The following is a 25,081-nucleotide window of genomic DNA, read 5'->3' as shown; positions in this document are numbered from 1 at the left end:
CAATCTAAATTTGATATTTATGGCTAATAAATAGACGAAATGTCGGGGCTATTTTGAATGATCTTGCCGCTGAGACAAATTTTTTTGCCATTTAGGTAAGTTTAAGTAAGAACAAGGTAAACAAAAGCCCATTTCATGTGAATGAAATGGGCTATTTTTCACAGAGAGATGTCCTGTAACAGCGCTACTGATTTGAAATCTTCAAACCAGATAACCATGAACGGAGTGAAGCCGGTTTCAACGGTTTTTTCAGTAAGACGATGTTTAACTCTTTTAGACGTTGCGGTAGTTCAGGATCAGAATCTGCAGTAATCAGTGCCACAGGGACATTTTCCTGACGGTTATCTAAAATAAAGTCGAGACCGATCTTGTTGTTATTCAAATGTTGGTCAACCAACCAAACTTGAATATTCTCTTGTTGAATCAACTCCATGGCCTGTTCAGGTTCAGTGGCTTTAAAGACTTGATAGCCCCATTTGGTCAGTAAGGTCGACATCCCTTCCAAAATGGTTTCATCATTGTCTAAGCACAGAATCTTATAGGCTTTGGTTTTCAGCGGAACCGCTTGGGTCGGTGCAGCGACCACTTTTGGCGCAGCGACTACAGGGACTTCAATCATAAAGCATGAACCATGACCAAGTTCTGAGAACACATGTACTGGGTAGTCGAGTAAGCTGGTCATGCGTTGCACGATGGCTAAACCTAAGCCCAGACCCTGTTCACCCCATGGAGAGGTGTGTCCACAGCGTTCGAACTCTTGGAACAACTTAATGCGCTGTTCTTCCGCGATCCCAGGACCTGTATCCCAAACGCCAATACGAATATGCCCCGGACGTGCTGAACGTAGCACACCCACCACAACACGACCACGCGCCGTATAGCGTAGGGCATTGCTGACGAAGTTTTGGATAATACGACGAATCCACTGTGGGTCCGTGTCAATCCAGAACTGAGCATCGTGTACGGTCAGTTTGATATTACGCTGTGCTGCAATCGATTTAAATTGCAGTTCAAGATCACTGAGTAAGTCATGCAGCGGATAGGGCTGACGTTTCGGTTGAATGGTTCCGCCTTCGAGTCGTGCAATATCCAAGAGGGCAGAGAGCATACTTTCCGCACCATGCAATGCACGATCTAGTTGCTGAAGCGTTTTACGATCATCATCATTTTGTACGCTTTGCTCGAGGGCTGTACTAAACAGACGCGCAGCATGCATCGGTTGCAATAAGTCATGGCTTGCAGCAGCGATAAAGCGGCTTTTCGACATATTGGCTTTATCGGCTTGCTCACGTGCCAATTGTTGTTCAGACAGGGCATCTGCCAACTGTTGGGTACGATCTTGCACACGGCCTTCAAGCAAGGCTTCATTTTCACGGAAAGCGGTAATATCGGCAAAGGTCGTGACGAAACCGCCGCCTTCGATCGGATTACCACGCATCTGAATTACACGACCATCTTTACGAATCCGTTCAAATTCATGTGCGCTGCCGACTTGCATCCAATGCATGCGTTTACGCACATGTTCCTCGACTGAACCGGGACCACATTCGCCGCGTTCAGCGTTATAACGAATCAAGTCTGAAATTGGGCAACCGACGTAGACAATGTCTTTTGGATAATCAAACAGTTTGAGGTATTGATTGTTCCATGCCACCAAACACATATTTTCATCAACCACAGACACACCTTGAGTCATATGGTCGATCATGGTCATGATCAGGTTTTGGTTAAAGCGCTGCCACTGTGAGGCTTGGTCAAGAATATTGGCGACCTGACCGAGTGCTAAACCATTATTAACCATGGCTGTGGTGAGTAAGGTACGGGCGGATGCCGCACCGATGGTGCCTGCAAGATACTGTTCGGTAAAACGCCACCACATACCGTTGGCGCTGCTATTTTCATTTAAAACGACATTGTTTTGTGCGCAGAACTGGTTGAAGGCACGCATGGTTGGACCTTCACCGGTAATACGTTTTGCCAAGGTAATCAAATCACCTACTTTTAGACGCGCCACATCGTGGTGAATATAGCTGATGTCGTTTGATGTGCTTTGAGCAGGAAGGGGCTTGGTTTCATAATAAAAGAAACTTTCGGCCTGAATTTGCTCGGCAACACTTGGACGGAAGACGCGGGAAATCCAAATATAGAGGGTGATATTTAAACCGAGCGCCCAAACTACGCCATGGGTAAGTGGATCGAAAGATTCAAACCCTAACAGTGCTTCAGGACGTAACCAACTCAAGCCTAGCGGACCCTGACTTAAAAGATTTTCGGTAAATGTTTTAAATTGTTCAGGTAGGCTACGTAATACGGTTGGTAATAACAGGGTATAAGCCCACATGCCAAAACCGACCAACAGACCCGCATATACACCTTGCTTACTTCCGCCACGCCAATACAAACCACCAATTAGCGCCGGTGCAAACTGTGCCACAGCACTGAAGGCCAATAGACCAAATACTGATAATTGGTCAATGTCATTGAAGAAATGGAAGAACAAGAAGCCCAATAACATGACTGCTAAAATACACACACGACGTGTGAATTTCAGTACGAGTGGTAGGCGTTTGTCATGACGTGACAATAAGCGTGTACGCCACAGTGCAGGCATGATCAAGTCATTACTGAGCATAATCGACAAGGCCACTGACGACACCAACAGCATACCTGTCGAAGCTGAAAACCCGCCGAGAAACGCAAGTAAGGTCAACCAGTCTTGGTTATAACTTAAAGGCAGTGAGAGCACGGCAACATCGGGGATTGCCAAGTAAGCCGGTGCTGCATGCAGCGCCCAACTGGCAATCGGGATGATCGCGATAATGGTTAAAATCAGATAAATGGCGAACCAACGACGAGCACCACGAATATGCTTTTCATCTCGCAGTTCAACCACCGCGACATGGAACTGACGTGGTAGACAAATAATCGCTAAAGCAGCCAATAATGTTTGAATCCAGAAGCTTTCTGGCACACCTTTGAGCTGGACATCTTTAAATGTACTGCTAATGTCATGGCTGATTTGCGCCATGTTTTCAGGTGATTCAAAAACAAAGAAAAATGCGACTGCAAGTAGTGCAAACAGCTTGACGAAAGACTCAAATGCCACAGCCAACATTAAGCCGCCGTGCTGTTCAGTATTGGCAATCTGTCGTGTCCCAAACATCATCGCCAAAATCGCCAATACACCGGTCAAAAACAGCACACTATTGGTGGTACCTGTCAGACCAGCGGTCGGTTCTAAAATGACTGTTGCACTTAAGGCAATCGCACGTAGCTGCAAGGCTAAATAGGGAATAATGGCAATTACGGCAAGGATCGTTACCAGTGATGCTAAGGGGCCACTTTTACCATATCGTGCTGCTACAAAGTCGGCAATCGATGAAATGGCATGATGCTGACGGACACGCCCTAAACGTCGCCAAATATCATAGCCGAGCGCAACAAATAGTAGCGGTCCCAGATAAATTGGCAGGAAAATAATGCCCTCACGAACGGCGGCACCTGTTGCGCCATAAAATGTCCACGATGAACAGTACACCCCTAAAGTTAGACTAAAGAGAAGCATTCTGCCACGAGTACTGAGCCTGCTGGCATGCTTTTCACCAAAGAATGCACATACAAAAAGTAATGCGATGTAAAGGGCCAATACCCCGACGATAAGCCAACTATTCATAGAGCCTGCAGCATATTAATTCTCGCTTAATGATAACGCATCCATAGGCTTAGGGAGGTTATTGATCAAAATTTAACGACCAAAGTCTAAATTACAAGAGATAAGGAACATTGGTAAGTTTAGCTTCGAAATAATTCGAATTAGAAAATTGCGCGCCAAGGTTCGGCGTAAGGAGAATATTATGGATGAGAGACAGGTAGAACAAATTCTACAGAATCCAAAATTTAAGGAAATGGTCAGCCGTAAAAGTAAGTTGAGCTGGACTTTGACGATCATTATGTTGGTGGTCTATGTCGGCTTTATGCTCCTTGTGGGCTATAACAAAGAGTTCTTGATGCAATCCGTGAGTGGTGGTGTGACCACGATTGGTATGCCATTAGGTCTAAGCATTATCGTATTGTCATTCTTACTGTGTGGTGTTTATTCGTATATTGCAAACAACAAGTTGGATGCATTAAACGCAGAAGCAATGCGTGAAGTAGAAGCAATTACTCAAGAAAAAGGACCGCACTAAGATGAAATGGAATTCATTGAAAGCAATAGTATTAGCGGCTCCTGCTCTGCTCATGTCAAGCATGGCAATGGCTGGACCAGATTTAGGTGAAGCACAGCAACAAGCAACCAACTGGCATGCGATTATCATGTTCGCAATTTTTGTTGGCTTGACTTTGTTTATTACCAAATGGGCAGCGAAGCAAACCACAAACACTGCAGACTTCTATACTGCCGGTGGTGGTATTTCGGGTTTCCAAAATGGTTTAGCGATTGCCGGTGACTACATGTCAGCAGCATCGTTTCTCGGTATTTCCGCAATGGTATTCAGTTCAGGCTTTGACGGCTTGCTGTATTCATTGGGCTTCATGGTGGGTTGGCCAATTGTATTGTTCTTGGTGGCTGAGCGTCTGCGTAACTTAGGTAAGTTTAACTTATCTGACGTGGTGTCATTCCGTCTAGCTGAGAAACCTGTCCGTACCCTTGCAGCAGTAAGCTCACTTGTGGTTGTAGCGTTCTACCTGATTGCACAGATGGTGGGTGCAGGTCAGTTGATCAAACTACTATTCGGTTTGAACTACAACATTGCGGTTGTGATCGTTGGTCTACTGATGATGGCTTATGTAATCTTCGGTGGTATGTTGGCAACAACTTGGGTACAGATCATTAAAGCTGTGATGCTTTTGTCTGGCGCAACCTTCATGGCATTTATGGTCATGAAAGGCGTGGGCTTCAGCTTCTCTGAAATGTTCACTCAATCGATCCAAGTTTTCTCTAAAGTACATGACGTATCTTTAGCTGAAGCTGCAAACATTATGGGGCCGGGTAAATTGGCTGCAAACCCAATTGATGCGATCTCTCTAGGTCTTGCATTAATGTTCGGTACAGCAGGTCTTCCACACATTTTGATGCGTTTCTTTACTGTAAAAGATGCAAAAGAAGCACGTAAATCAGTAGTTGTTGCTACAGGTTTTATTGGTTACTTCTACCTATTAACTTTCATCATCGGTTTTGGTGCGATCCTTTATGTATCGAACAACCCACAATTTCTTGATGTAGCGAAAATGGCGGTAACTGGCAAGTTAGAACTTGTTGGTGGTAACAACATGGCAGCGGTTCACTTGTCTGATGCATTGGGCGGTGACTTGTTCATGGGCTTTATTTCAGCGGTAGCATTCGCAACGATTCTTGCAGTAGTTGCAGGTCTAACGTTGTCTGGTGCTTCAGCAATTTCACATGACTTGTATGCAAACGTATTCAAGAAAGGTCAAACTACACCTGAATCTGAACTTCGTATGTCTAAAATCGCGACTTTGGGTCTTGCGATCTTCGCAATGATTTTAGGTATCTTGTTCGAGAAACAAAACGTTGCATTCATGGTCGGTCTTGCATTCTCTGTAGCAGCGTGTGCAAACTTCCCAGTGCTTGTATTGTCGATGTTCTGGAAAGGTTTAACGACGCGTGGTGCAGTGATTGGTGGTGTGGTTGGTCTAGCAACTGCTGTGATTCTAATTGTATTGTCTAAAGCAGTTTGGGTAGATACATTCGCAATCTCTGAAACACCAATTAACCCATTCAATGGTCCTGCTATCTTTGCAATGCCATTGGCATTCATCTGCTGCTGGTTGTTCTCTGTGACTGATAATTCAGCACAAGCACAAGCTGAGCGTAAAGCATTCGATGCACAGTATGTACGTTCACAAACTGGTATTGGTATCTCTGGTGCTTCAGATCACTAATCTGAATCGCCTAAAAAGCCCCTAATAAGGGGCTTTTTTTATATTTGAGTGAATGATATGAAACAGTGGTTTGTGGACAAATCTCTGTCCTATTTGCGTGTATAATTTTCTCCATTGATCGACATCTTCCAATGGCCTTGATCATCTTGATAAGGCGAGCGCTGAATGGTGAATTGTTGAGAGAAATTATCCTGACCGATGCTAAAGCTCTGATCACCAAAACTGCTCAAATGGGCTTTTATTCGCGACTGTTCAGCACCACTGAAGGTTTGGTTGGCAATACTTTTTTCAGTATGTTCTTGATGGTAATACGTCACTTCGCCCGACGATTTGATCACTAATTCACTGTGGTTGTTTTGCCAAGTCCCCACATAATTTTCATGGCCTTTGAGGAGCGGACTGTTTTGTGTACAGGCAGAGAGCATGAGCAGACAGAGGGGTGCAAATACGAGATGTTTTTTCATAATGAAATCTACCACGCAGGAGATTCCTTTGAATATGTGCCTGAAAACTGAAACTTACAGTAGTTTTTTTGAACCTCTTTGGTAATAAGAAACCCAGCTAGAACAGTGCTCATATGGATGCTTTTTCAGATTAGGATCAACAAATCTTTGCAGTAGAAGAAACTTACTTCATGCTAATTTAAAATCAATCAGTTGATGATGCTTCAGATCGATCATTTCAGCGCATGAAAAAAATATAGAGATTGAAAATAATGCAAGGTTTTGTAGATTTTTGGAAAAGCTTTAGACTTTTACCCTCAGCATGGCTGTTACTGGTGCAGTTTCTGATCTTGGTTTTAACCGCGATTACCCGAGAAAGTCTGTCTTTTCGTGCGCTAATTTGGGTACTTGGGGTGTCGGTACTATTGATCATTGCCAAAGTGATTCGCCAAACTCCAATGTTTACGATTTTAGGACTGAGTTTTGTTGGCTGCGCCGTATTGTTTTCTACTTTGATTATGCTCGGTGTAAATCATCCCAATATTCAAATTATTGCGCATGGTTTTGAAGCATGCGCATATTTTAGTGCAGCCTATGGCTTATTACGCTATATGTTTGCCGATCGCTATTTAACCAAAGATGAACTTTTTGCAGCAGGGGCAGTATTTACCCTCATCGCATGGGGTTTTGCTTTTCTCTATAGTATTTGTCAGCTGATTTATCCGGATAGTTTTGTGAATCCTGCAGAGCCGGGTATGCAGTCGTGGTTAGATTTATTATTTTTAAGTTTTAGTTTGCAGTCTGCCACGGGCTTGTCGGATCTCATGCCTGTGAGCGCGCCTGCACGGGTGTTGGCGATGCTTCAAATGTTTTGTGGAGTGATGTATTTGGCTCTCATCGTTTCTCGCTTAATTGCTTTGCAATATATTGCCCATTTACCGGAACGCCATGAGCCTAAAGACAAATAATGACAGAATAAAAAAGGACGCAAATGCGTCCTTTTTGGTATTCAGTATCTAATATGAATTAGAAACGGAATTTAGCATTTACGCCAACAGTTTGAGTGTCGCCGATAAAGCTTGTTTCAGTCGCTTTAGCTGCTTCATAGTTAGCATTTACATAGCTAGCACCAACTGCAACAGCAGGAGTGATAAAGTAGTTTACGTTCGCGCCCCAAGCTGAGTCTGGAGTACCAGCAAAGCTAGATTCAGCGTAAGAAGCACCAACGCTTAATTTAGGAGTTACGAAAAGATCAGTTTTGAATTGGTAAGCAGTGTCATCACCGTAGATGATGCCTGATTCGAAACCAATTGCCATGTTAGTGTCGTCGATTGCGCCAACATATTTAGCACGTGCAGTGATTGCATCTTGGTCTTGGCCAATAGTTGTAGCTTCAGCAGCAGCTTTAGCAACACCGTTACCCATAACGTTGAACGCGTCAACAGCAGCTTGGTCAGCAACGCTAGTGTAACCAACAGCAACTAAGAAGTTTTGAGTTGGAAGCGCACCAACTTCTAATGCATAACGGTCGCCGTTGTCTTCTAATACTTTAGATGCTTGGTTTTTAGAATCTAAAATAGTGTGGCTGTAAGACGCGCTTGCATATACAGGAACAACTTTAGTTGGAACATAAGCTTCAGCTTTAGCACCAAAGTTATGAGCAATTACGTCAACACCTTGTGAACCAACTTCGCCGTAGTTGTAAGCAACAGCTACGTTAGAAGCTTGGTTTAAGAATGCAGCTTCTGCTAAAGGGCCTTTTGTAGAGTCAACATTTTTGAAGTAGTAAGTACCTTGAACACCACCAATGAAATCTTTGTCATTTGTAGTTGTGTCGATGTATTCTGCTTGGCCTTGAACTTCAAATTGGTAAGCTTGAGCACCGGTCATGGCTAATAATAAAGCAGTGGCTAAACCGAGTTTTTTCATGATTTTCTACCAGTTGTTACAAATGGATTAAACATTGAGCATTGTATTGTAACAATATATTAAGTCAATGATCCTAAAGGTTATTATTCAGTCTCTGACTCAGATCTTTATTTCATAATAAGAAATTCAGTTTTTACTCTAACTAATAAGTCACTCAAAAAAAATCATTGAGAACAATTAAGTAAGTTTGATTAAATTCTTAATTAAAAAAATACACTTGAAAAAATACACAACTTTTCAATCTAAAATAACAATTATTATTGTTATTTTAATTCAAAATAACATTTATTGTAGTGGGTAAATTCTAACGCTTTTCACGCATTTGAGGTAATAAATCGGGACTTTGACTGCTGAATTGTTGGGCTAAAACCACTTATTTGTATATTAAATAGACATTTTTGTTTTAAGTTTGAGGGATATGTCACTTAAATATGTGTCTTTGTGATATTTTTAATATCCTAGTGAAATACTTGGCTTTACATCAGGTTTTATTTGATTCATAATTTGCCAATCGAGTCGTCACACGGTTTAAAAGTGTGACTTTGACCCTGATTCTCCATTATTGTTTTTTATTCGCCCAACTTTCCCCAAGGTTGGGCTTTTTTTTATTCAAAATGCAACTTTATATTAAAGATAAAATATAGAGCAAATATCTCGTAGAAATAAATGCACTTTTATGGTGCGTTAATAATTCTATTTATCTTTCAATTAAAGTGATATAGACAAAAAAAATCCTGATTTTCAAGGAAAATCAGGATTTTTTAGCCAAAATTTTCGGGAAACTAAAATATTCTGCTGAGGAAGAAATCTAGTGTGCCCTAATACGGTGCATTCTGCACCAATTTATTGCAATTGTAAATATTTATTTAAACAAGTTGATAAAAAATATTTCGCTTTGAAATATGCTGCTGTTTTTTAGCAAATTATCTCGTTCTAAAGTGATAAAAATGTGACAGATTAAGCACATTTATATAGAATTTAGAGCTATAAATGTTCACTTTACAAATTAATAAATTATTGGTCATTAATTTAAATATTCCCGCGTTTAGTTGAGAAGTGGGTTGGGGTATGCAACAAGTGTGGGGCATAAAATAGATGGAAACATTACGAACAGAGCATATTAGTAAGCGCTTGCAACTTGCGATGCTAGTAATCGTCTTGTCTATCGTATTTATTAGTGTTCCACTGATTGTGAGCAGTTATCAAAACTACCTCAAAAATGCTCAAGCGCTGAAAGAAATTCAGATGCTAAAAATGGTGGCAGATTTAACCAACCAAATTTCTCGTGAACGTGCGCCAGCTAACAGTGCAATGTCGAGTCAAGGTGAACAGCGCGAGCAAAAAATTATTGAGTTGGCTGAATATCGTCAAGGCGTTGATCGGCAATATCAAGATACACTGAAAGTTTTAAAAGAAACGGGCTTTGCACCGATCGCCCAGCAGTTAGAGTCCAATTTATATCCATATTTGTTGCAGGGTCGCAAAACGGTCGATCAATATATTGCGCTGCCGACACAACAGCGTGAAGCTAAAAAATTGGATCATGCCATTTTGGCGATGTTCCAAGCTTGGGATCAAAGCTATATTGCCATGCAGAAATTGGTCAATCATTCACATGGTAAAGATACCCGTGTATCGAATTATTACACGCTGATTTTATTACTGGCAGAATTACGTGATCAGGCGGGACGAGTCGCATCAAATATTATGGCTGCGGTATCATTTCAACAGGAAATTCCAGAGCAAAATTTAGCGCGGAGTTTACAAACCCAGCGCCAAACACGCTATCTATGGGAATTGATCAATGTCGTGCAGTCCGAACATGACAAAACACCTGAGTTTAAACAGTTACATCATGCGGTACGAACGGAATTTTTAGATAAAGGTTTGCCAATTATTGATGGTTTGGCTCAAAAAAGTCTTCAACATCAGCGTTATCACATGGATGGCACCCAGCTCACTGATGCAATGGTCAATAAATTTGTCACAGTGGTGGAATTGCAAAGTTATATTTTAGATTACAGTCTCAAAGTAGCTGCGGATGAACAACGTGAAGCGCGAAATAAATTGATTTTCACGCTTTTTGTCTCGCTCGTGTCATTACTGACTGCATTATTAACGATGTTCTATGCCAAGAAATGGGTGTTTGAACCTTTAATTCGTGCTCGTAATCAGTTATTTAAACTGGCAGGGCACCGACAAATGGATCAAGGTGTGATTGAACCTGCCAAAGTAGGTTATCTCAGTTTATTTGACGCCATTCAGCATATTGAAAACATGCTGGAACAGCGTGATGCCTTTGAATTTCAGCTTAAACATATTGCCAATACTGACTCACTTACCAATGTCGCCAATCGTTTTGCCTTAGATGAATATATTAAATTTCGCGACAGCCAAAATTCAGGCTTTTTACATACAGCACTGATCGTGATTGATATTGATCACTTTAAACAGGTGAATGATCGCTATGGGCATATTGTCGGCGATTTGGTGATTCAACATGTTGCCAATCAATTACGAAAACATATTCGTTCATCCGACTTGGTGGTGCGATATGGTGGAGATGAATTTTTAGTCCTGATCGAGGGGATTAATATGCTCAAAGCCCAACACATTGCCGAAACTATACGGCACGATATTCAGAATGTGAATTTTAATTTGGTAGAAGACGAAACCGATCTCATCGTGACGGTGAGTATTGGAGTGGCAGTGGGGGCCAAAAGCTGGATCGATTTATTAGAGCGAGCAGACCAAGCATTGTTTAAAGCCAAAGCTGCGGGGCGTGATCGTGTTTCAGTCTAAATGCAGCTTGGCAGATTCATAAAGTTAGCTAGACAAATGAATTAATCTTCATCTTTATATAATTTATTGCAGGCTTGTTGGTTCATTTGACTACCATCTTCATTCCAACACTGGGCTTGGGTAATTTTGCCTAAATCGTACTGAAGCACCGCTTCAGGTTGCCCATTGTCATACCAAATTTTATAACTGTTATGACGAACACCATTACGATAATAACCTTGGCGTTCTAGTTTGCCGTTTTCAAACCACATTTTCAGCTCGCCAATCAGTTTATTGTTTTGAAAATTGGCATAGGTCCACGGTTTACCATTACTGTACCAGCGTTGGCGCAGGCCATGCTCGATACCATTTTTATAATTTTGAGAAAAAGCCAGTTGCCCATTTGGATGCCAAATTTTGTAATCCCCCTGCGACTCACCATTGATGATGCTACTTTCTTGCTCTTTTATCCCATTGGCAAACCAAAACTCAAGTTTGCCCTCGTACTCCCCATTTTTATAAGCAATGCGGCTACGGGGTTTGCCGTTGGGGAAGAAACTTTCAAATACGCCTGAGCCTTGAATACCATCTGGAAAGTGAATGAGATGTTCACATTCACCATTTTTAATTTTGCTGTTGCTCAGAAAGATGGTGGTTAGGGCATTGCCATTGGCATAGACATATTGATTTTCAAAGATCCCTTTGTGTTGAGTCGGGGTACTGAGGGCTTTACACTGCGGCTTATCTTTCCATGGGCTAAGATCGGGGTCTTCTTGTGAGACAAATAGCACCATGTATTCGTTTAGATAGCCATCGGCAAAGCTATATATTGGACATAATAAGAGGCTGAAACTTAAGATAAATTTATTCATTGTTAGTATGCTTTTATATTTTAAAAATTAAAAATTATTCGTTGTTGAGTCCACGATAGGCGTCATCATAAGGATGTTTTATTTAAAAAGAAATAGTGCTTACGCTAAGTTTGGAACAGATACAAGACTGTTGAAAAGTACACAATTCAGGTTTGAACTTCATCTTATACTATGGACTTTAAACGCCATAAAAATAGTGCAATGAAAAAAATATATCTATCTTTGATGACTGTCCTGAGTTTGTCCGCATGTACAGCAAATGAAGGCATGTTGGATTCATCTCAACACTTAAAACAAACCACTCAAGCCAATTTAGAAAATTCACGGGTGAGTGAGATTCCGTCTTTATTTAATCAAGCACAAACACAGGCAGTATTTGTCACATTTGATGGTCAGCGTTTAAGTCATTATGGCAATGACTTACAGCGCGCCCACACTGAATACATTCCTGCATCTACCTTTAAAATGTTAAATGCTTTAATTGGTTTGCAGCATCAGAAGGCGACAGCCACTGAAATTTTTAAATGGAAAGGTGAAAAACGTGCTTTCCCCTCATGGGAAAAAGACCTGACTTTGGGTGAAGCGATGCAAGCATCTGCAGTTCCTGTATATCAGGAACTGGCAAGGCGAATAGGTTTGGCGTTAATGCAACAAGAAGTCAAACGGGTCGGTTTTGGCAATGCCAATATTGGCAAACAGGTGGATAATTTTTGGTTGGTTGGGCCGTTAAAGATTACGCCTGAACAAGAAGTCAAATTTGCGTATCAGCTTGCGACAGAGAAATTACCGTTTGATGTCGCGGTACAAAAGCAAGTCAAAGATATGCTTTATATTGAAAGCCGTGGGGATGCGAAGTTATATGCCAAGAGTGGTTGGGGTATGGATGTGGAACCTCAAGTCGGTTGGTATACCGGTTGGGTAGATGATGGTCATGGCAAGATCACGGCGTTTAGTTTGAATTTGCAGATGGCTGCAGGGGATGATGTGGCGGAGCGTAAGCAGTTGACGTTGGATGTGTTGGATAAGTTGGGTGTGTTTCATTATTTACGTTAATTTTTTGAATTTTGAATTTTGAATTTTGAATTTTGAATTTTGAGTTGGCACGTCCTCGCTTTGCATTGGGTTTGAGTTTCCATTGCGTAGGATTTATCTTACTTTTGAAAGCACAAAAGTAAGCAAAATGCTTTTGTTTGGTTGAAGGTAAGTCCGAACAGTTCCAGTTGAATGTATAAAATAATGGTGCGAATTTTGTGGATGGATTTAGTTCAGGTTATTTTCAAAAAAATATGCTTTTCTAAACGTCCTCGCTTTGCATTGGGTTTGAGTTTCCATTGCGCAGGAGATTCCTACTTTTGAACGCACAAAAGTAGACAAAATGCTTTTGTTTGACTGATGGCACATCCGTGCTGCCCCACTCAATCAGGCGACATCCATGTCGCTGTCATGTGATTAAAAGAATTATGAAAATAAAATATCTCCTAACGATAGTTGTAGTACATACCACCGGCCATTTTTTTCTCCTCGTAATTCAGGTGATCCAGTAGTCGAGTCTGCATAATTTAACGTGATATTAATTTCTGTATCTTTAATCCCTTCATTTTTTATGTATTGGATATTGGTTAAGATTCTTGTTGATGATGCTGTATAGTCTTCTAATGCAATAATTTTAAAATTTAATAATTCACTTTTTTGATAATCACTTTTGATTTCTTGAGAAGCTTTACCTAAATGTTTCCCAATATTATGTATTAGTAGTGGGGGAAGTTTGCCCCAATGTTTATTTTTCCAATGATTTAAAAATTCTAACAAAGTAAATTCAGGAGAATCATCTACAACTGTTTCTAGAGTTTGAACTATCCAATAATCTTTCGGTTGTATAGGTCGCGGTTTCCATAAACCAATACGTTTTGAAAGTTCTCGTGTTTGTTGATGTTGTTTTAAGATCGTTTGAAAGGATTCGGGTGGTTTTGGTTGCTTGTTTAAGGCCTTTTCATCTGCCCATTCTATAAGGGATGCCAATGCCCACCAACATTTTGATGCGACTTCTTTATTTGCAAAATTTAGATCACGCCCATGAAGTATTCCATTTCTATAGGGAATCTTTATTTTTTCGGTTGTAGTATTTTTTCTAGCACTATTCATAAGTATCTTTAAAAAAGGTAAACCTGTTTTATGAGCAGTTATGCTATCAAATAGTTCTAAGTCAGATTTTTCTGCAAAGAATCCAATATGTGCTGAAATGTCATTCGCAAGACCATCTATGAGTGCAAGTAGAAGAGGAATACAGGCATGATATCGCTCTTCTAAATAGTCAATTTTTAACAATTTGAGTAATTCGACTCTTAATTTGAAGTGTTTTCGAATTCCACATTTTTTCAACACAAGATCAATAAAAATTTCATCAATAGAGTTTATTAATAGTAATTTAGCTTCTTCAATTTTATTATCTAATCCTAGACTGACTGATTCTTCCAAGATGGATTGGTTTAAAGCTCCGTAACAGATCCAGCCCTCATTTGAAAACAATTCATTAAACTGATCTGGGAGAGTAAGGATAGAACTTTGATTTTGAATCTCTATAAATTGTTTCTTTAAAGATTTTATTTTAGGACTTACTTTATAAATAAAAGGAATTTTATCTAATACAGAAAAACTAATTTTTCCGAATTCTAGTAAATTGAGTAAAGGTTGGATAGATTCGTTATCTTTAATTTTTGTAGGCATATTGATAAAAACGGTAATATATTTATTATCGTTTTTATCATGCACTTAAAGGAAAGTGAATCTTACTTCAACATCAGCTTTAAAAACTTCGCTGTATGCGACACTTTATTCTTCGCAACAACTTCAGGTGTACCTTCGGCAATAATCATACCGCCACCCGCACCACCTTCAGGGCCTAAGTCCACAATCCAATCGGCAGTTTTAATCACATCCAAGTTATGCTCAATCACGACAATGGTATTGCCCTTATTACGTAGCTCATGCAGGATGTCGAGCAATTTGGCAATATCATGGAAGTGTAGACCAGTTGTTGGTTCATCAAGCACATACAAGGTTTTGCCTGTATCGCGCTTCGCCAACTCACGAGCCAATTTCACACGCTGCGCTTCACCACCCGAAAGCGTGGTTGCAGACTGACCCAAACGGATATAGCCCAAGCCCACTTGGTTCAAGGTTTCCAAACGACGGTGAATCACAGGAATAGCGTCGAAGAAATGCATCGCATCTTCAACTGTCATTTCTAACACATCTGAAATATTACGACCTTTATAGCCAACTTCTAAAGTTTCACGGTTATAGCGCTTGCCGTGGCAGGCATCACACGGTACGTACATATCAGGTAAGAAATGCATTGCGACTTTAATCATGCCGTCACCTTCGCAGGCTTCACAGCGACCACCTTTCACGTTAAATGAGAAACGACCCGCCGCATAACCACGTGCTTTAGCTTCAGGGGTTTGCGCAAACAGTTCACGAATAGGGGTGAACAAACCAGTGTAAGTTGCGGGGTTTGAACGTGGTGTACGACCAATTGGGCTTTGGTCAATATCGACGACTTTATCGAGGAATTGTAAGCCATCAATCGAATCAAATTTTTCCGCAGTGAGCGTGGTTGCACCATTCAACTGAGTTGCTGCAAGTGGTAACAAAGTACGGTTAATCAGCGTCGATTTGCCTGAACCGGACACACCTGTCACACATGTCATCACACCTAAAGGAATAGTTAAATCGACATTTTTCAGGTTATGACCCGCAGCGCCCATTAACTTGATTTGTTCTTCAGGTTTTGGCGGTTGTGTTCGTGTTTTCGGCACATCAATACTGAGTTTTCCTGATAGATATTGACCGGTTAATGAATCTGGATTTGCCAAAATTTCGTCATACGTCCCTTCGGCAATCACATGACCGCCATGCACACCTGCACCTGGGCCGATATCAATAATATGGTCGGCGGCACGGATCGCATCTTCATCATGTTCTACAACTAATACGGTATTACCTAAGTCACGCAAACGTACTAGGGTTTCCAATAGGCGGTCATTATCACGCTGATGCAAACCAATAGAGGGTTCATCCAGCACGTACATTACGCCCATCAGGCCCGCGCCAATTTGCGAAGCCAAACGAATACGCTGAGCTTCACCACCCGACAGTGTTTCTGCCGAACGCGATAAACTTAAATAGTTCAAACCGACAGAGACTAGGAAGTGCAAACGTTCACGAATCTCTTTGAAAATCTTGTCAGCAATTTCGCCTTTGGCACCGCTTAAGTTGAGGTCTTGATAATAGCTTTCAGCATCGCCGATCGACATCTTGGTGATTTGCGCGATGGTTTTATCTTTAACTCGGACATGACGTGAAATTTCATTGAGACGTGAGCCACCGCAAGCATCACATGCAGCATTGGATAAATACTGTGCTAAATCCTCACGCACATAGTTCGACTCCGTTTCACGGTAGCGACGCTCTAGGTGAGGTAGAATCCCTTCAAAGGCTTGCACACGTTTGTGCGAACGACCACGCTCATCAATATAGCTGAGGTCAACTTTTTCCTTGCCTGTACCATAAAGGAATTTCTTTTTGGTCTCGGTATCGAGTTCATTCCACGGTGTGTCTAGAGAATAACCAAAATGATCGGCAACTTTTTGGATCATGCTGTAGTAATACGGACGTTGACGGTCCCAACCACGGATTGCCCCTTGGCTAATCGAAACTTCATTATTAGGAATCAATTTGTCAGCACTAAAATGGCTGCGGGTGCCTAAACCATCACAAACAGGGCAGGCACCGAATGGATTATTGAAGGAAAATAGACGCGGTTCGAGTTCACCTACGGCACGTTCACATTCAGGGCAGGAGTGTTTGGCTGAAAATACGCGGTCTTCTTGTTCGCCTTTCATCCACGACAAAATGGCAATATCACCGCCCATGCGTAAAGCCGTTTCAAAACTTTCTGCAATCCGGTTGCCAAGATCATCACGTACCTTAAAACGGTCAACAACGACTTCAATGGTGTGCTTTTTCTTTTTGTCGAGTTCAGGCGGAGTATCAATATCAATGACTTCACCGTCGACACGGGCACGGACAAAACCTTGACCTTGTAATTGTTCAAATAAGTTGGTGTATTCGCCCTTACGCTCTCGCACCACAGGGGCAAGCAACATAAGCGCTGTGCCTTCTTCTAGACCTTTGACGGTATCGACCATTTCAGACACAGTCTGAGCCACCATCGGGAGGTCATGTTCAGGACAATACGGCGTGCCGACACGGGCATAGAGTAGACGTAAATAGTCGTAAATTTCGGTGATCGTTCCCACCGTTGAGCGCGGGTTATGGCTCGTTGATTTTTGTTCGATGGCAATCGCGGGACTCAAGCCTTCAATCGAGTCAACTTCGGGCTTTTCCATTTGCGAAAGGAATTGGCGTGCATAGGCAGATAAGGACTCAACATAGCGACGTTGACCTTCAGCATACAAGGTATCAAAAGCCAAAGAGGACTTCCCTGAACCAGAAAGACCCGTAATGACCACAAACTTGTCGCGTGGAATATCGAGTGACACATTTTTTAAGTTATGGGTACGTGCGCCTCGAATACGGATATGGCTTTGGCTCATGCAAGGGGTCCTAAAATATTCATCGAAAAACCTATATATGATAGCGCATGAAAAATGTTCAAGTGTAATTTAAACCTAGATTTATGCGTGACTTTGTGAGAAAAATGGCCGAATCAAAATATAGCTGTCTGTGCCGATGCCCTAAAGCATCCGCAAATCAGCAATCTAGGACTTTTAACATGAAATGGCAACTTCATCTCAATCCAACATTAGGTGTGATGGGTTTATTGATGTGTAGTGTGTTTTTGAGTGCATGTACCCCGAACCACACACCGAAAGCGCAAAATTATGACAGCTTAGAACAAGCAACTTTGGCGCTGAATACCGAAAGTGAAAAAATTGATCTGTATATTGCAAAATTAGGTCAAGCCAAAACAGAAGCTGAAAAAAAGCATCTGGCTTGCGAAAAAATTCCTCAACAGTTTGATTTGGTTTTGGCAATTGTTGAAAACAATCAACATTTGATGAGTGCAGAAGATTTAAAAGTTCAAGCGCAGTTTAAGCAAATGGCTGAGCAACAAAAAGCGCGCTTTACATCTAGCCTATGGTGTAAAGGTGCATAAAGATCACGGCTCTATGACTGTTTTAAGTTCATCGTTTAAATCTCCTGTGCTATGCGCATAAAAATGCATTAGAAAATCTCAGGACTATCGCAGAAAAGGCGTAAAATGCAGTTTTATCGAAACCATAGAATGCCATGTTGTCCTTATTTCTCAAAAGCTTAATGGGTGCCTTTGTTGTGGTATTAATTGCTTTGCTGTCTAAAAGTAAGGTGTTTTATATTGCAGGTTTGGTTCCATTGTTTCCGACTTTTGCGTTGATTGCTCATGTAATTGTGGCAAATGATCAGGGTGCAGCCGCATTACAAAAAACTGCGCTGTTTGGACTCTGGTCTCTCATCCCATATTTCATTTATTTATTGATGGTGTACCTGCTCGCAACACGTTTGAGCTTAACGGCATGTTTGAGTGTAGCAACTTTGAGTTGGGTGCTTGCTGCGGCTGTTTTGATTTATGCATGGCAGAGTTTTCAGTAAGCATCAAAAGCCTATATCGATGCTGTTTCAGATTAACTTTTTATCGGTTCTAGATCATTTATAAAACAATAGATTTGTATTAAATTATGATGAATTTCCAATCACTAAATGTGTGATTTAAAATGTAAGTATTTGAATAATTAATTATAATTCTGCCAGAACAGAAAATAATCATGATAAGAGCAAATAATGTTAAAACAATTTTGGGTGATCATCTGCCTCATGTTTTCAAGCCAAATCCTGTGGGCTGAAGACAGTCAAATCCTCGCGTTTGAACAGTTTATTGACCCTGCAGCCGAGCAGCGTTATAGCGTGAGCGTGCCTGCGGTCGGGCAAAATGAACAGCTATGGTCTGTGGTCTATATGGTGCTGCAAACCAACCAAGTCCCTGACAATACCGTATTGGACTTTAAAGTCGTTCCCCAAGGTTTATTATCGAAAAATAATCCTGCACAAAAAATACAAGAGTATGCTTTTGATGGTGTACAGTTGGCACAGAAAAAAGACTATGTACTGTCCCAATTCTCCGATTTGAGTGAACAACTGGAAGATCAAACGGACAAGAAAGTGCAGGATGCATCAATCTTTGATATTAGTCGTGCCCATGTATATGCCCGCGTAGAAGATTGGGTGCCTGACTATAATGCACAAGCTACTCAACTGAATATTGAACTGGGAAAACTCAATGAAATGCAAGTCAAAGGGCTGTATTTCATTTTAGGCAAAGGTGAAAAGCCCAAAGATTTATTGGCTATTGCTCAACTAGATCCGATGGTCAAATCACAATTTCATTCAGAAGAAATGCAGGAACGCAAAGCAGCGCGCAGTGAAATGCGTGAAGCACGTTTTGCGATTTTTTTGGTGATTATCGCGATGGGGATTTTTCTCGGATGGTATCGTTTTAAATGCTAATGCCTGAAATGATCGTGCAGGATCATTTTAAAAAACGAATCCAACCGTATTAAAAAAGGATCTAAAAGCAATTTTAGATCCTTAAATTTTTATACAGCTTAAATCACAGGTTTATTCAATAGGCCATGTGCGCTGTTGATACGCGCTGTCCCAGAACATCCATTCTAATTTTGCTCCGTTTGTGTAAGCGGCATGCATCTTTTCAAGCGTATCTGCATCGCAGCGAGCTGCCACTCGATCAATGGTTTGAATCACGTTTTGCACAGCAGTATTGAAGTCTTCACCTGAGTAGGTGTCGATCCATGCTTGGTAAGGGTTATTAGGCACAGATTGGCTGACAATGGCTTTGCCGACTTCAGCATAGATCCAAAAGCAAGGCAGGAGTGAGGCAAGGACCACAGGGTAACTTTCTGACCATGCTGTCGCTGTTAGAAACGAAGTGTAATGATGGCAGGCAAGGGTCAGTGGAGTATTTTCAAACTGTTCTTTGCTGATGTTAAAACCTTGCATAAAGTCATTGTGCAGACTACGTTCCACCACGATGGCAATTTTTGCCGCTTCAGAAAACTGAATCACATCGTCGGCATCAAAGGCCTTGGCTGCACACACTGCAAGCGCACGACCATAGGCCAATAAATAATGGGCATCCTGAATGACATAGTGGCAAAAGGCATCGCGGCTTATGCTGCCCTGAGCCAATTCCTGATTAAACGGTAGATGGAGAATCTGCTGATATAACGCGGTATTACGTTGCCAAACTTCTTCAGAAAAACGCATTGAACATTCCTGTCGTTAAAAATGAAAGACGGGTCTACACCATGATGCGATGTAATTGAGAGCCTCCATCTTAGAGTGTTTATTCAAAATGTAACGAATAATTTTTGGTTTCAATCCTGAAAAGCTGCATAATTGCGCCATAAACTTAGCTTCAAACTGGGTATTCCCTCATTTTGAAATCTTATTGAATGAATAGGTCGATCTATCATGATGAAACATTTTGGTTTCTCAATCGTCTTTACGATCGTGTGTCTTGCCATTTCTGCATATTGGGGTCTGAATCATGGCCCAAATGCAGGTGTGCAAGCCATGCTGACAGCACTGACCATTACTGCAATTTTGGCAGTGATGGAAGTATCATTGTCATTTGATAACGCTGTAGTGAATGCATCGGTACTCCGTGGTTGGGATCATTTCTGGAAAATGATTTTCTTAACTGTCGGGATCGTGATTGCTGTATTCGGTATGCGTTTGATTTTCCCAATCGTCATTGTTGCTGTAACGGCTGACATGGGCGCTATGGAAGTGGTGCAATTGGCATTGAATAATCCAATTGAATACTCTGCAAAATTGATGGCACATCATGCAGAAATTGCGGCCTTTGGTGGTGCTTTCTTATTGTTGGTGTTCCTGAACTTCTTCTTAGATGAAGGGAAAGATACCCATTGGTTCCGTTGGCTAGAGCGCCGTTTGGCCAATCTTGCAAACGTTCCTGCGATGTCCGTGTTTATTGCCCTAATTGCGTTATTGGTAATGGCAGCAAACGTGGCCGAAGCCTCTCGTCTAGCGGTAGTCATGGCGGGTATCTGGGGGATCGTGGTGTATATCGGTGTCCAAGTACTGAGTCATTTATTGGGTGGCGAACCTGAAGTTGATGAAAACGGTAATGCGGTTGGACATGACGCAAATGGCGTACCGACAGGCGTGATCAAAGCAGGTTTTGGTGGTTTCCTTTACCTTGAAGTACTCGATGCCTCATTCAGTTTTGATGGTGTGATTGGTGCATTTGCGATTACCTCTGATGTCGTAATCATTATGCTCGGTCTTGCTATTGGTGCTATGTTCGTGCGTTCAATGACCATTTACTTAGTGGATAAAGGCACCTTAGATGCTTATATCTTCCTTGAACATGGTGCGCATTATGCGATTGGTGCTTTGGCCTTCATTATGTTGGCGAGTGGCACAGGTCTTCATGTCCCTGAAGTGGTAACGGGTCTAATTGGTGTGGCATTTATTGTTTGGGCTGTGATTGCCTCAATTCAATATAAAAAGCGTCAAGAAAATCTAGGCTAATTTAAATTTGCCTAAAATCTCCCAAAAAGCGCAGCGTCAGCTGCGCTTTTTATTTGTCCAATCATCAGGATATTTAAAATCAATAAAAATCCTGCTTCGCTTTAAGCTGAATGTCCTATAATCCCATTCCAAGATTAATGAATTTTTAACCAGCTATGATGAATGCTCTTGAACGACGCTCAACTTTTGCTTTGAGTAGTATTTTCGCCTTACGTATGCTGGGGCTGTTCATGATTATTCCTGTTTTCTCTGTGGCAGGTCAGCAATATGCAGGGGCAACACCGGCACTCATTGGTTTAGCGGTGGGTGTCTATGGGTTGACCCAAGCGATTTTACAGATTCCGTTTAGTTTGATTGCAGACCGTTATAGCCGTAAACCGTTGGTGGTGATCGGGCTGCTGTTGTTTGCTTTAGGCGGTGCAATTGCGGCGATGTCCGATAGCATCTATGGCGTGATTATCGGGCGTGCGATTGCCGGTGGTGGTGCTGTATCTGCCGTAGTGATGGCTTTGTTAGCCGATGTCACACGTGAAGAACAGCGTACTAAAGCCATGGCCATGATGGGGATGAGTATCGGTTTGTCCTTTGTGGTCGCGTTCAGCCTTGGGCCTTGGCTCACAGGTTTAGTCGGCATCTCGGGTTTATTTTGGGTGACCACCATCATGGGACTTGCCGCGATTGCGATGTTGCTATTGGTACCGAAAGTAACGCGTCATCATAAAAATTTTCAACAAGGTTATCTGACGCAGTTAAAGCAAGTACTGAAAATGCCTGATCTAAATCGTTTACATGTTTCAGTCTTTTCATTGCATTTACTGCTCACAGCGATGTTTATCTATGTGCCGTCTCAGTTGATTGACTTTGCCAATATTCCCTTGCATTCGCATGGTCTGGTGTATTTGCCGCTTTTGGTCGTGAGCCTGTTTTTTGCCTTTCCAAGTATTATTTTGGCGGAAAAATATCGCAAAATGCGCGGCATTTTCTTGACCGCCATTGGTGGCATTATTTTAGGATTGGGCATCTTAATTTTTGGTTTCGAATCAAAATATATTTTGCTGACAGGTTTAGGTTTATTCTTTATCGCATTTAATGTGATGGAGGCATTATTACCGTCATGGTTATCGAAAGCAGCTCCAATTCAATCCAAAGCGACTGCCATGGGGGTGAACGCCAGCAGTCAGTTTCTGGGGGCATTTTTTGGTGGTATGATTGGTGGGCAACTTCTGTTGCTAAATGATACGGCAATGGGATGGGGCATCCTGACAGGGCTAGCCATTTTATGGTTGATCATTAGTTTTGGATTGGCTCAACCGCGTTATTTATCGTCTATGGTTTTCAGTTTGCCTGAAGATAAAGAAACGGATGAATGGACTTCTCAGCTTTTAGCAATTCGTGGTATTGAAGAAGTTGTGGTGATGTCTGACCAGCAAGTGGCTTATGTAAAAGTGGATAAGCAGCAGATGGATGAATCTGCGCGACAACATTTAACGCACTTGTTAGGGAAAGAGGTAGCCATTTAACCATAACTCTTATAAAGTAAATAATAGAAACAAATAGGAAGAATACGTCTGATGCGTGGTGTAAATAAGGTCATTTTAGTTGGTACTTTGGGTCGTGACCCTGAAACAAAAACTTTCCCAAATGGTGGTTCTCTCACTCAGTTCTCAATTGCAACGAGTGATTCATGGACAGATAAAAATACAGGTGAACGTAAAGAGCAAACAGAATGGCACCGTATTGTGTTACATAACCGCTTAGGTGAAATTGCACAGCAATATTTGCGCAAAGGTTCTAAAGTGTATATTGAAGGTTCATTACGTACTCGTCAGTGGACAGATCAAGGCGGTCAAGAGCGTTACACGACTGAAATTCGTGGTGAACAAATGCAAATGCTTGACAATAATCGCCAACAAGGCGAACAAGGTCAAGGCGGTGATTTTGGTCAGCCTCGTTTCAATAATCAACAAGGTGGTTATAACAATAACCAAGGTGGCTACGGTAATAGCTCAAGCCAAGGCGGTTATGGCAATAACCAACCGGCTCAAGGCAATAGCTATGGCAATAACAACCCAGGTGGTTTTGCGCCAAAACAACAGCCTGTACCGACACCGGCTCCTGCAGCAGCAGATTTAGATGACGACTTACCGTTTTAATGAACCTTAAACACAGCGTTTAAAACGGTAGATCATCATCAAAAAAAGCCCTCAATCTTGAGGGTTTTTTTTCGTAGGTCTCATCTTGAAAGATCAGTTTCATTTTGCAATTGAGTCGACGACTTATTTTTTTTCAGAAACCCACATGGTAATTACGGCTTTAAAAACGGCTTCATTACGCGTGTTGTTCACCACGACATTCACCAAATAATCACTCCCTGCATTCCACGTAAAATTAGCATCGACAGGCGTGGCAATGGCCGTTAAATCTGTATCGGCTTTTTTCAAATATTCCACAGTCATGCCTTTGGGAATCCAACGATGGCTGCTCGGAACGGTTACATCGGTCATGGTACCGCCAGCCAATTCGGCCATATTACACATGGCAATCGCGTGGACAGTGCCAATATGATTCAACACACTGCGCTGTTTTTTAATATGTAGTTCACAGTATTGGGGCTTTAATTCATCAAAAACAGGCGAAATACTGCTGAAATACGGTGCTTTTAAACACAGCAATTTAGAAAAAGTCCATTTCCCTGCGGGTTTGTTTTGGAAGGTCTTCCATAATTTTAATGCTTGGCTCATGCTTAATTATCCTTCATTATTCAGAATATAATTCTAATACGGAATAATATTCTGTTAATGGCGTAAATGACGTCACAGCTATTAAAAAAAGCCAACATTGTTTTAAAATGACCCGAGCAAAGGAAAGTATCAATGTCGTCAAATCAAGCATTATTGCAACGAATTTACAGCGGTCGCAGAGCGGAACTTAAAAGGCAGATCTTAGGAGAAGCCCTTGCATGTTTTTTAGAGCAAGGGATTGAAACGACGACGATTGAACTTGTGCGAGACCGCGCAGAGACCAGTGTTGGTGCGATTTACCATCATTTTAAAAATAAAGATGGTTTAGTAGCAGCATTGTATTTTGCAGCATTGCAAGATCAATTTGCGAAAAGGGCAGACGCCTTGACACAGGCCCAATCGCTGCAGGAAGGCATTCAAGCCATTTTGTGCTCGTATATAGACTGGGTCGAAGCGTATCCTGATTTTGCAGGATTCTTGTATGCGGCAGGGTTTAGTATGCGTAAGGAAACGCTACAAGCCGAGTTAAAACAACATAATCTACAACGCAATACCGCGCTGCTGGATTGGTTGACCACACAATCCGATTGGCATTTGATCGAGCATTTACCCAAAGAATTAATGATGTCTTTGGTCTTAGGGGCAACGGAAAATTATTGTCGGGCATGGTTATCGCATAAAGTCAAAACGCCACCATCACACTATAAACAACAGTTTATACAGGCTGCTTGGCAGGCCCTCTGTATGGATATAAAGCCTTGCTCTCATTGAAATT

General features: G+C 41.6%; 20 protein-coding genes. 12 read left to right on the top strand and 8 right to left on the bottom strand.

Going from position 1 to position 25,081, the window contains the following annotated elements; translation table 11 throughout:
- Positions 1–184 precede the first annotated feature (184 nt).
- Positions 185–3,673, bottom strand: a complete 3,489-nt coding sequence (locus FTT92_RS06065; RefSeq protein ID WP_078193193.1) for a PAS domain-containing hybrid sensor histidine kinase/response regulator — start codon at positions 3,671–3,673, stop codon at positions 185–187.
- Between the two features lie 181 nt (positions 3,674–3,854).
- Between FTT92_RS06065 and FTT92_RS06060 the strand changes: the two genes are divergently transcribed.
- Together FTT92_RS06060 and FTT92_RS06055 are read left to right on the top strand one after the other, a co-directional pair.
- Positions 3,855–4,187 carry a DUF485 domain-containing protein gene (locus FTT92_RS06060; protein ID WP_078193192.1) on the top strand — a complete coding sequence of 111 codons (333 nt, stop codon included), beginning with the start codon at positions 3,855–3,857 and terminating at the stop codon, positions 4,185–4,187.
- Position 4,188: 1 nt separating this feature from the next.
- Positions 4,189–5,904, top strand: a complete 1,716-nt coding sequence (locus tag FTT92_RS06055) for a cation acetate symporter (protein WP_180171660.1) — start codon at positions 4,189–4,191, stop codon at positions 5,902–5,904.
- Positions 5,905–5,993: 89 nt separating this feature from the next.
- Here the strand turns inward: FTT92_RS06055 and FTT92_RS06050 are convergent, their stop codons facing one another.
- Positions 5,994–6,368: a hypothetical protein gene (locus tag FTT92_RS06050; protein WP_180008801.1), complete on the bottom strand. Its 375-nt coding sequence runs from the start codon at positions 6,366–6,368 to the stop codon at positions 5,994–5,996.
- Positions 6,369–6,619: 251 nt separating this feature from the next.
- Here FTT92_RS06050 and FTT92_RS06045 point away from each other — a divergent pair, with 251 nt between their 5' ends.
- The gene (locus tag FTT92_RS06045) at positions 6,620–7,315 is read left to right on the top strand and encodes an ion channel (protein ID WP_180008803.1); all 696 of its coding nucleotides are present in this window, start codon (positions 6,620–6,622) and stop codon (positions 7,313–7,315) included.
- A 58-nt stretch (positions 7,316–7,373) separates the two neighbouring features.
- Here the strand turns inward: FTT92_RS06045 and omp33-36 are convergent, their stop codons facing one another.
- Positions 7,374–8,276 (bottom strand): porin Omp33-36, encoded by a 903-nt coding sequence (omp33-36, locus tag FTT92_RS06040; protein ID WP_180171659.1) that lies wholly within the window; start codon positions 8,274–8,276, stop codon positions 7,374–7,376.
- Positions 8,277–9,371: 1,095 nt separating this feature from the next.
- Between omp33-36 and FTT92_RS06035 the strand changes: the two genes are divergently transcribed.
- Positions 9,372–11,078, top strand: coding sequence for a diguanylate cyclase (locus tag FTT92_RS06035; protein WP_180171658.1), 1,707 nt, complete (start codon positions 9,372–9,374; stop codon positions 11,076–11,078).
- Positions 11,079–11,119: 41 nt separating this feature from the next.
- On the opposite strand, the gene FTT92_RS06030 is transcribed toward FTT92_RS06035, so the two are convergent.
- Positions 11,120–11,929: a toxin-antitoxin system YwqK family antitoxin gene (locus FTT92_RS06030; RefSeq protein ID WP_180127376.1), complete on the bottom strand. Its 810-nt coding sequence runs from the start codon at positions 11,927–11,929 to the stop codon at positions 11,120–11,122.
- A gap of 201 nt (positions 11,930–12,130) precedes the next feature.
- Between FTT92_RS06030 and blaOXA the strand changes: the two genes are divergently transcribed.
- Positions 12,131–12,982, top strand: coding sequence for a class D beta-lactamase (gene blaOXA / locus FTT92_RS06025; protein ID WP_373684098.1), 852 nt, complete (start codon positions 12,131–12,133; stop codon positions 12,980–12,982).
- Positions 12,983–13,387: 405 nt separating this feature from the next.
- Here the strand turns inward: blaOXA and FTT92_RS06020 are convergent, their stop codons facing one another.
- Positions 13,388–14,698, bottom strand: coding sequence for a hypothetical protein (locus FTT92_RS06020; RefSeq protein ID WP_373684097.1), 1,311 nt, complete (start codon positions 14,696–14,698; stop codon positions 13,388–13,390).
- Positions 14,699–14,715: 17 nt separating this feature from the next.
- Positions 14,716–17,547 (bottom strand): excinuclease ABC subunit UvrA, encoded by a 2,832-nt coding sequence (gene uvrA, locus FTT92_RS06015; protein WP_180171657.1) that lies wholly within the window; start codon positions 17,545–17,547, stop codon positions 14,716–14,718.
- Between the two features lie 179 nt (positions 17,548–17,726).
- Between uvrA and FTT92_RS06010 the strand changes: the two genes are divergently transcribed.
- The 3 genes from FTT92_RS06010 (at position 17,727) to FTT92_RS06000 (ending at position 19,495) form a co-directional block, all read left to right on the top strand.
- Positions 17,727–18,110: a hypothetical protein gene (locus tag FTT92_RS06010; protein ID WP_180171656.1), complete on the top strand. Its 384-nt coding sequence runs from the start codon at positions 17,727–17,729 to the stop codon at positions 18,108–18,110.
- Between the two features lie 134 nt (positions 18,111–18,244).
- Positions 18,245–18,583, top strand: a complete 339-nt coding sequence (locus FTT92_RS06005) for a GlpM family protein (RefSeq protein WP_180002743.1) — start codon at positions 18,245–18,247, stop codon at positions 18,581–18,583.
- 189 nt (positions 18,584–18,772) lie between these two features.
- Positions 18,773–19,495 (top strand): hypothetical protein, encoded by a 723-nt coding sequence (locus FTT92_RS06000; protein ID WP_180171655.1) that lies wholly within the window; start codon positions 18,773–18,775, stop codon positions 19,493–19,495.
- A 111-nt stretch (positions 19,496–19,606) separates the two neighbouring features.
- On the opposite strand, the gene tenA is transcribed toward FTT92_RS06000, so the two are convergent.
- Positions 19,607–20,272, bottom strand: coding sequence for a thiaminase II (gene tenA, locus FTT92_RS05995; RefSeq protein ID WP_180171654.1), 666 nt, complete (start codon positions 20,270–20,272; stop codon positions 19,607–19,609).
- A 207-nt stretch (positions 20,273–20,479) separates the two neighbouring features.
- Between tenA and FTT92_RS05990 the strand changes: the two genes are divergently transcribed.
- The 3 genes from FTT92_RS05990 to ssb all read left to right on the top strand — a co-directional run bounded on the left by FTT92_RS05990 (position 20,480) and on the right by ssb (position 23,718).
- The gene (locus FTT92_RS05990; RefSeq protein WP_180035454.1) at positions 20,480–21,565 is read left to right on the top strand and encodes a DUF475 domain-containing protein; all 1,086 of its coding nucleotides are present in this window, start codon (positions 20,480–20,482) and stop codon (positions 21,563–21,565) included.
- Between the two features lie 155 nt (positions 21,566–21,720).
- Positions 21,721–23,085, top strand: a complete 1,365-nt coding sequence (locus FTT92_RS05985) for an MFS transporter (protein WP_111884498.1) — start codon at positions 21,721–21,723, stop codon at positions 23,083–23,085.
- A gap of 51 nt (positions 23,086–23,136) precedes the next feature.
- A complete protein-coding gene (gene ssb / locus FTT92_RS05980; protein WP_180171653.1) occupies positions 23,137–23,718 on the top strand; it encodes a single-stranded DNA-binding protein in 582 nt (193 codons plus the stop codon).
- A gap of 123 nt (positions 23,719–23,841) precedes the next feature.
- Here ssb and FTT92_RS05975 read toward each other — a convergent pair whose 3' ends face one another.
- Positions 23,842–24,306, bottom strand: a complete 465-nt coding sequence (locus FTT92_RS05975) for a hotdog fold domain-containing protein (RefSeq protein WP_168378960.1) — start codon at positions 24,304–24,306, stop codon at positions 23,842–23,844.
- Between the two features lie 132 nt (positions 24,307–24,438).
- Here FTT92_RS05975 and FTT92_RS05970 point away from each other — a divergent pair, with 132 nt between their 5' ends.
- Positions 24,439–25,077 (top strand): TetR/AcrR family transcriptional regulator, encoded by a 639-nt coding sequence (locus FTT92_RS05970; protein WP_111884501.1) that lies wholly within the window; start codon positions 24,439–24,441, stop codon positions 25,075–25,077.
- The last annotated feature ends 4 nt before the right edge of the window (positions 25,078–25,081 follow it).

The sequence above is a fragment of the Acinetobacter sp. YH12023 genome (assembly GCF_013420135.1).
Lineage (GTDB): Bacteria > Pseudomonadota > Gammaproteobacteria > Pseudomonadales > Moraxellaceae > Acinetobacter > Acinetobacter amyesii.
Note: the sequence above shows the minus strand (reverse complement) of the source record. Positions and strands in the feature narration are given on the sequence as shown.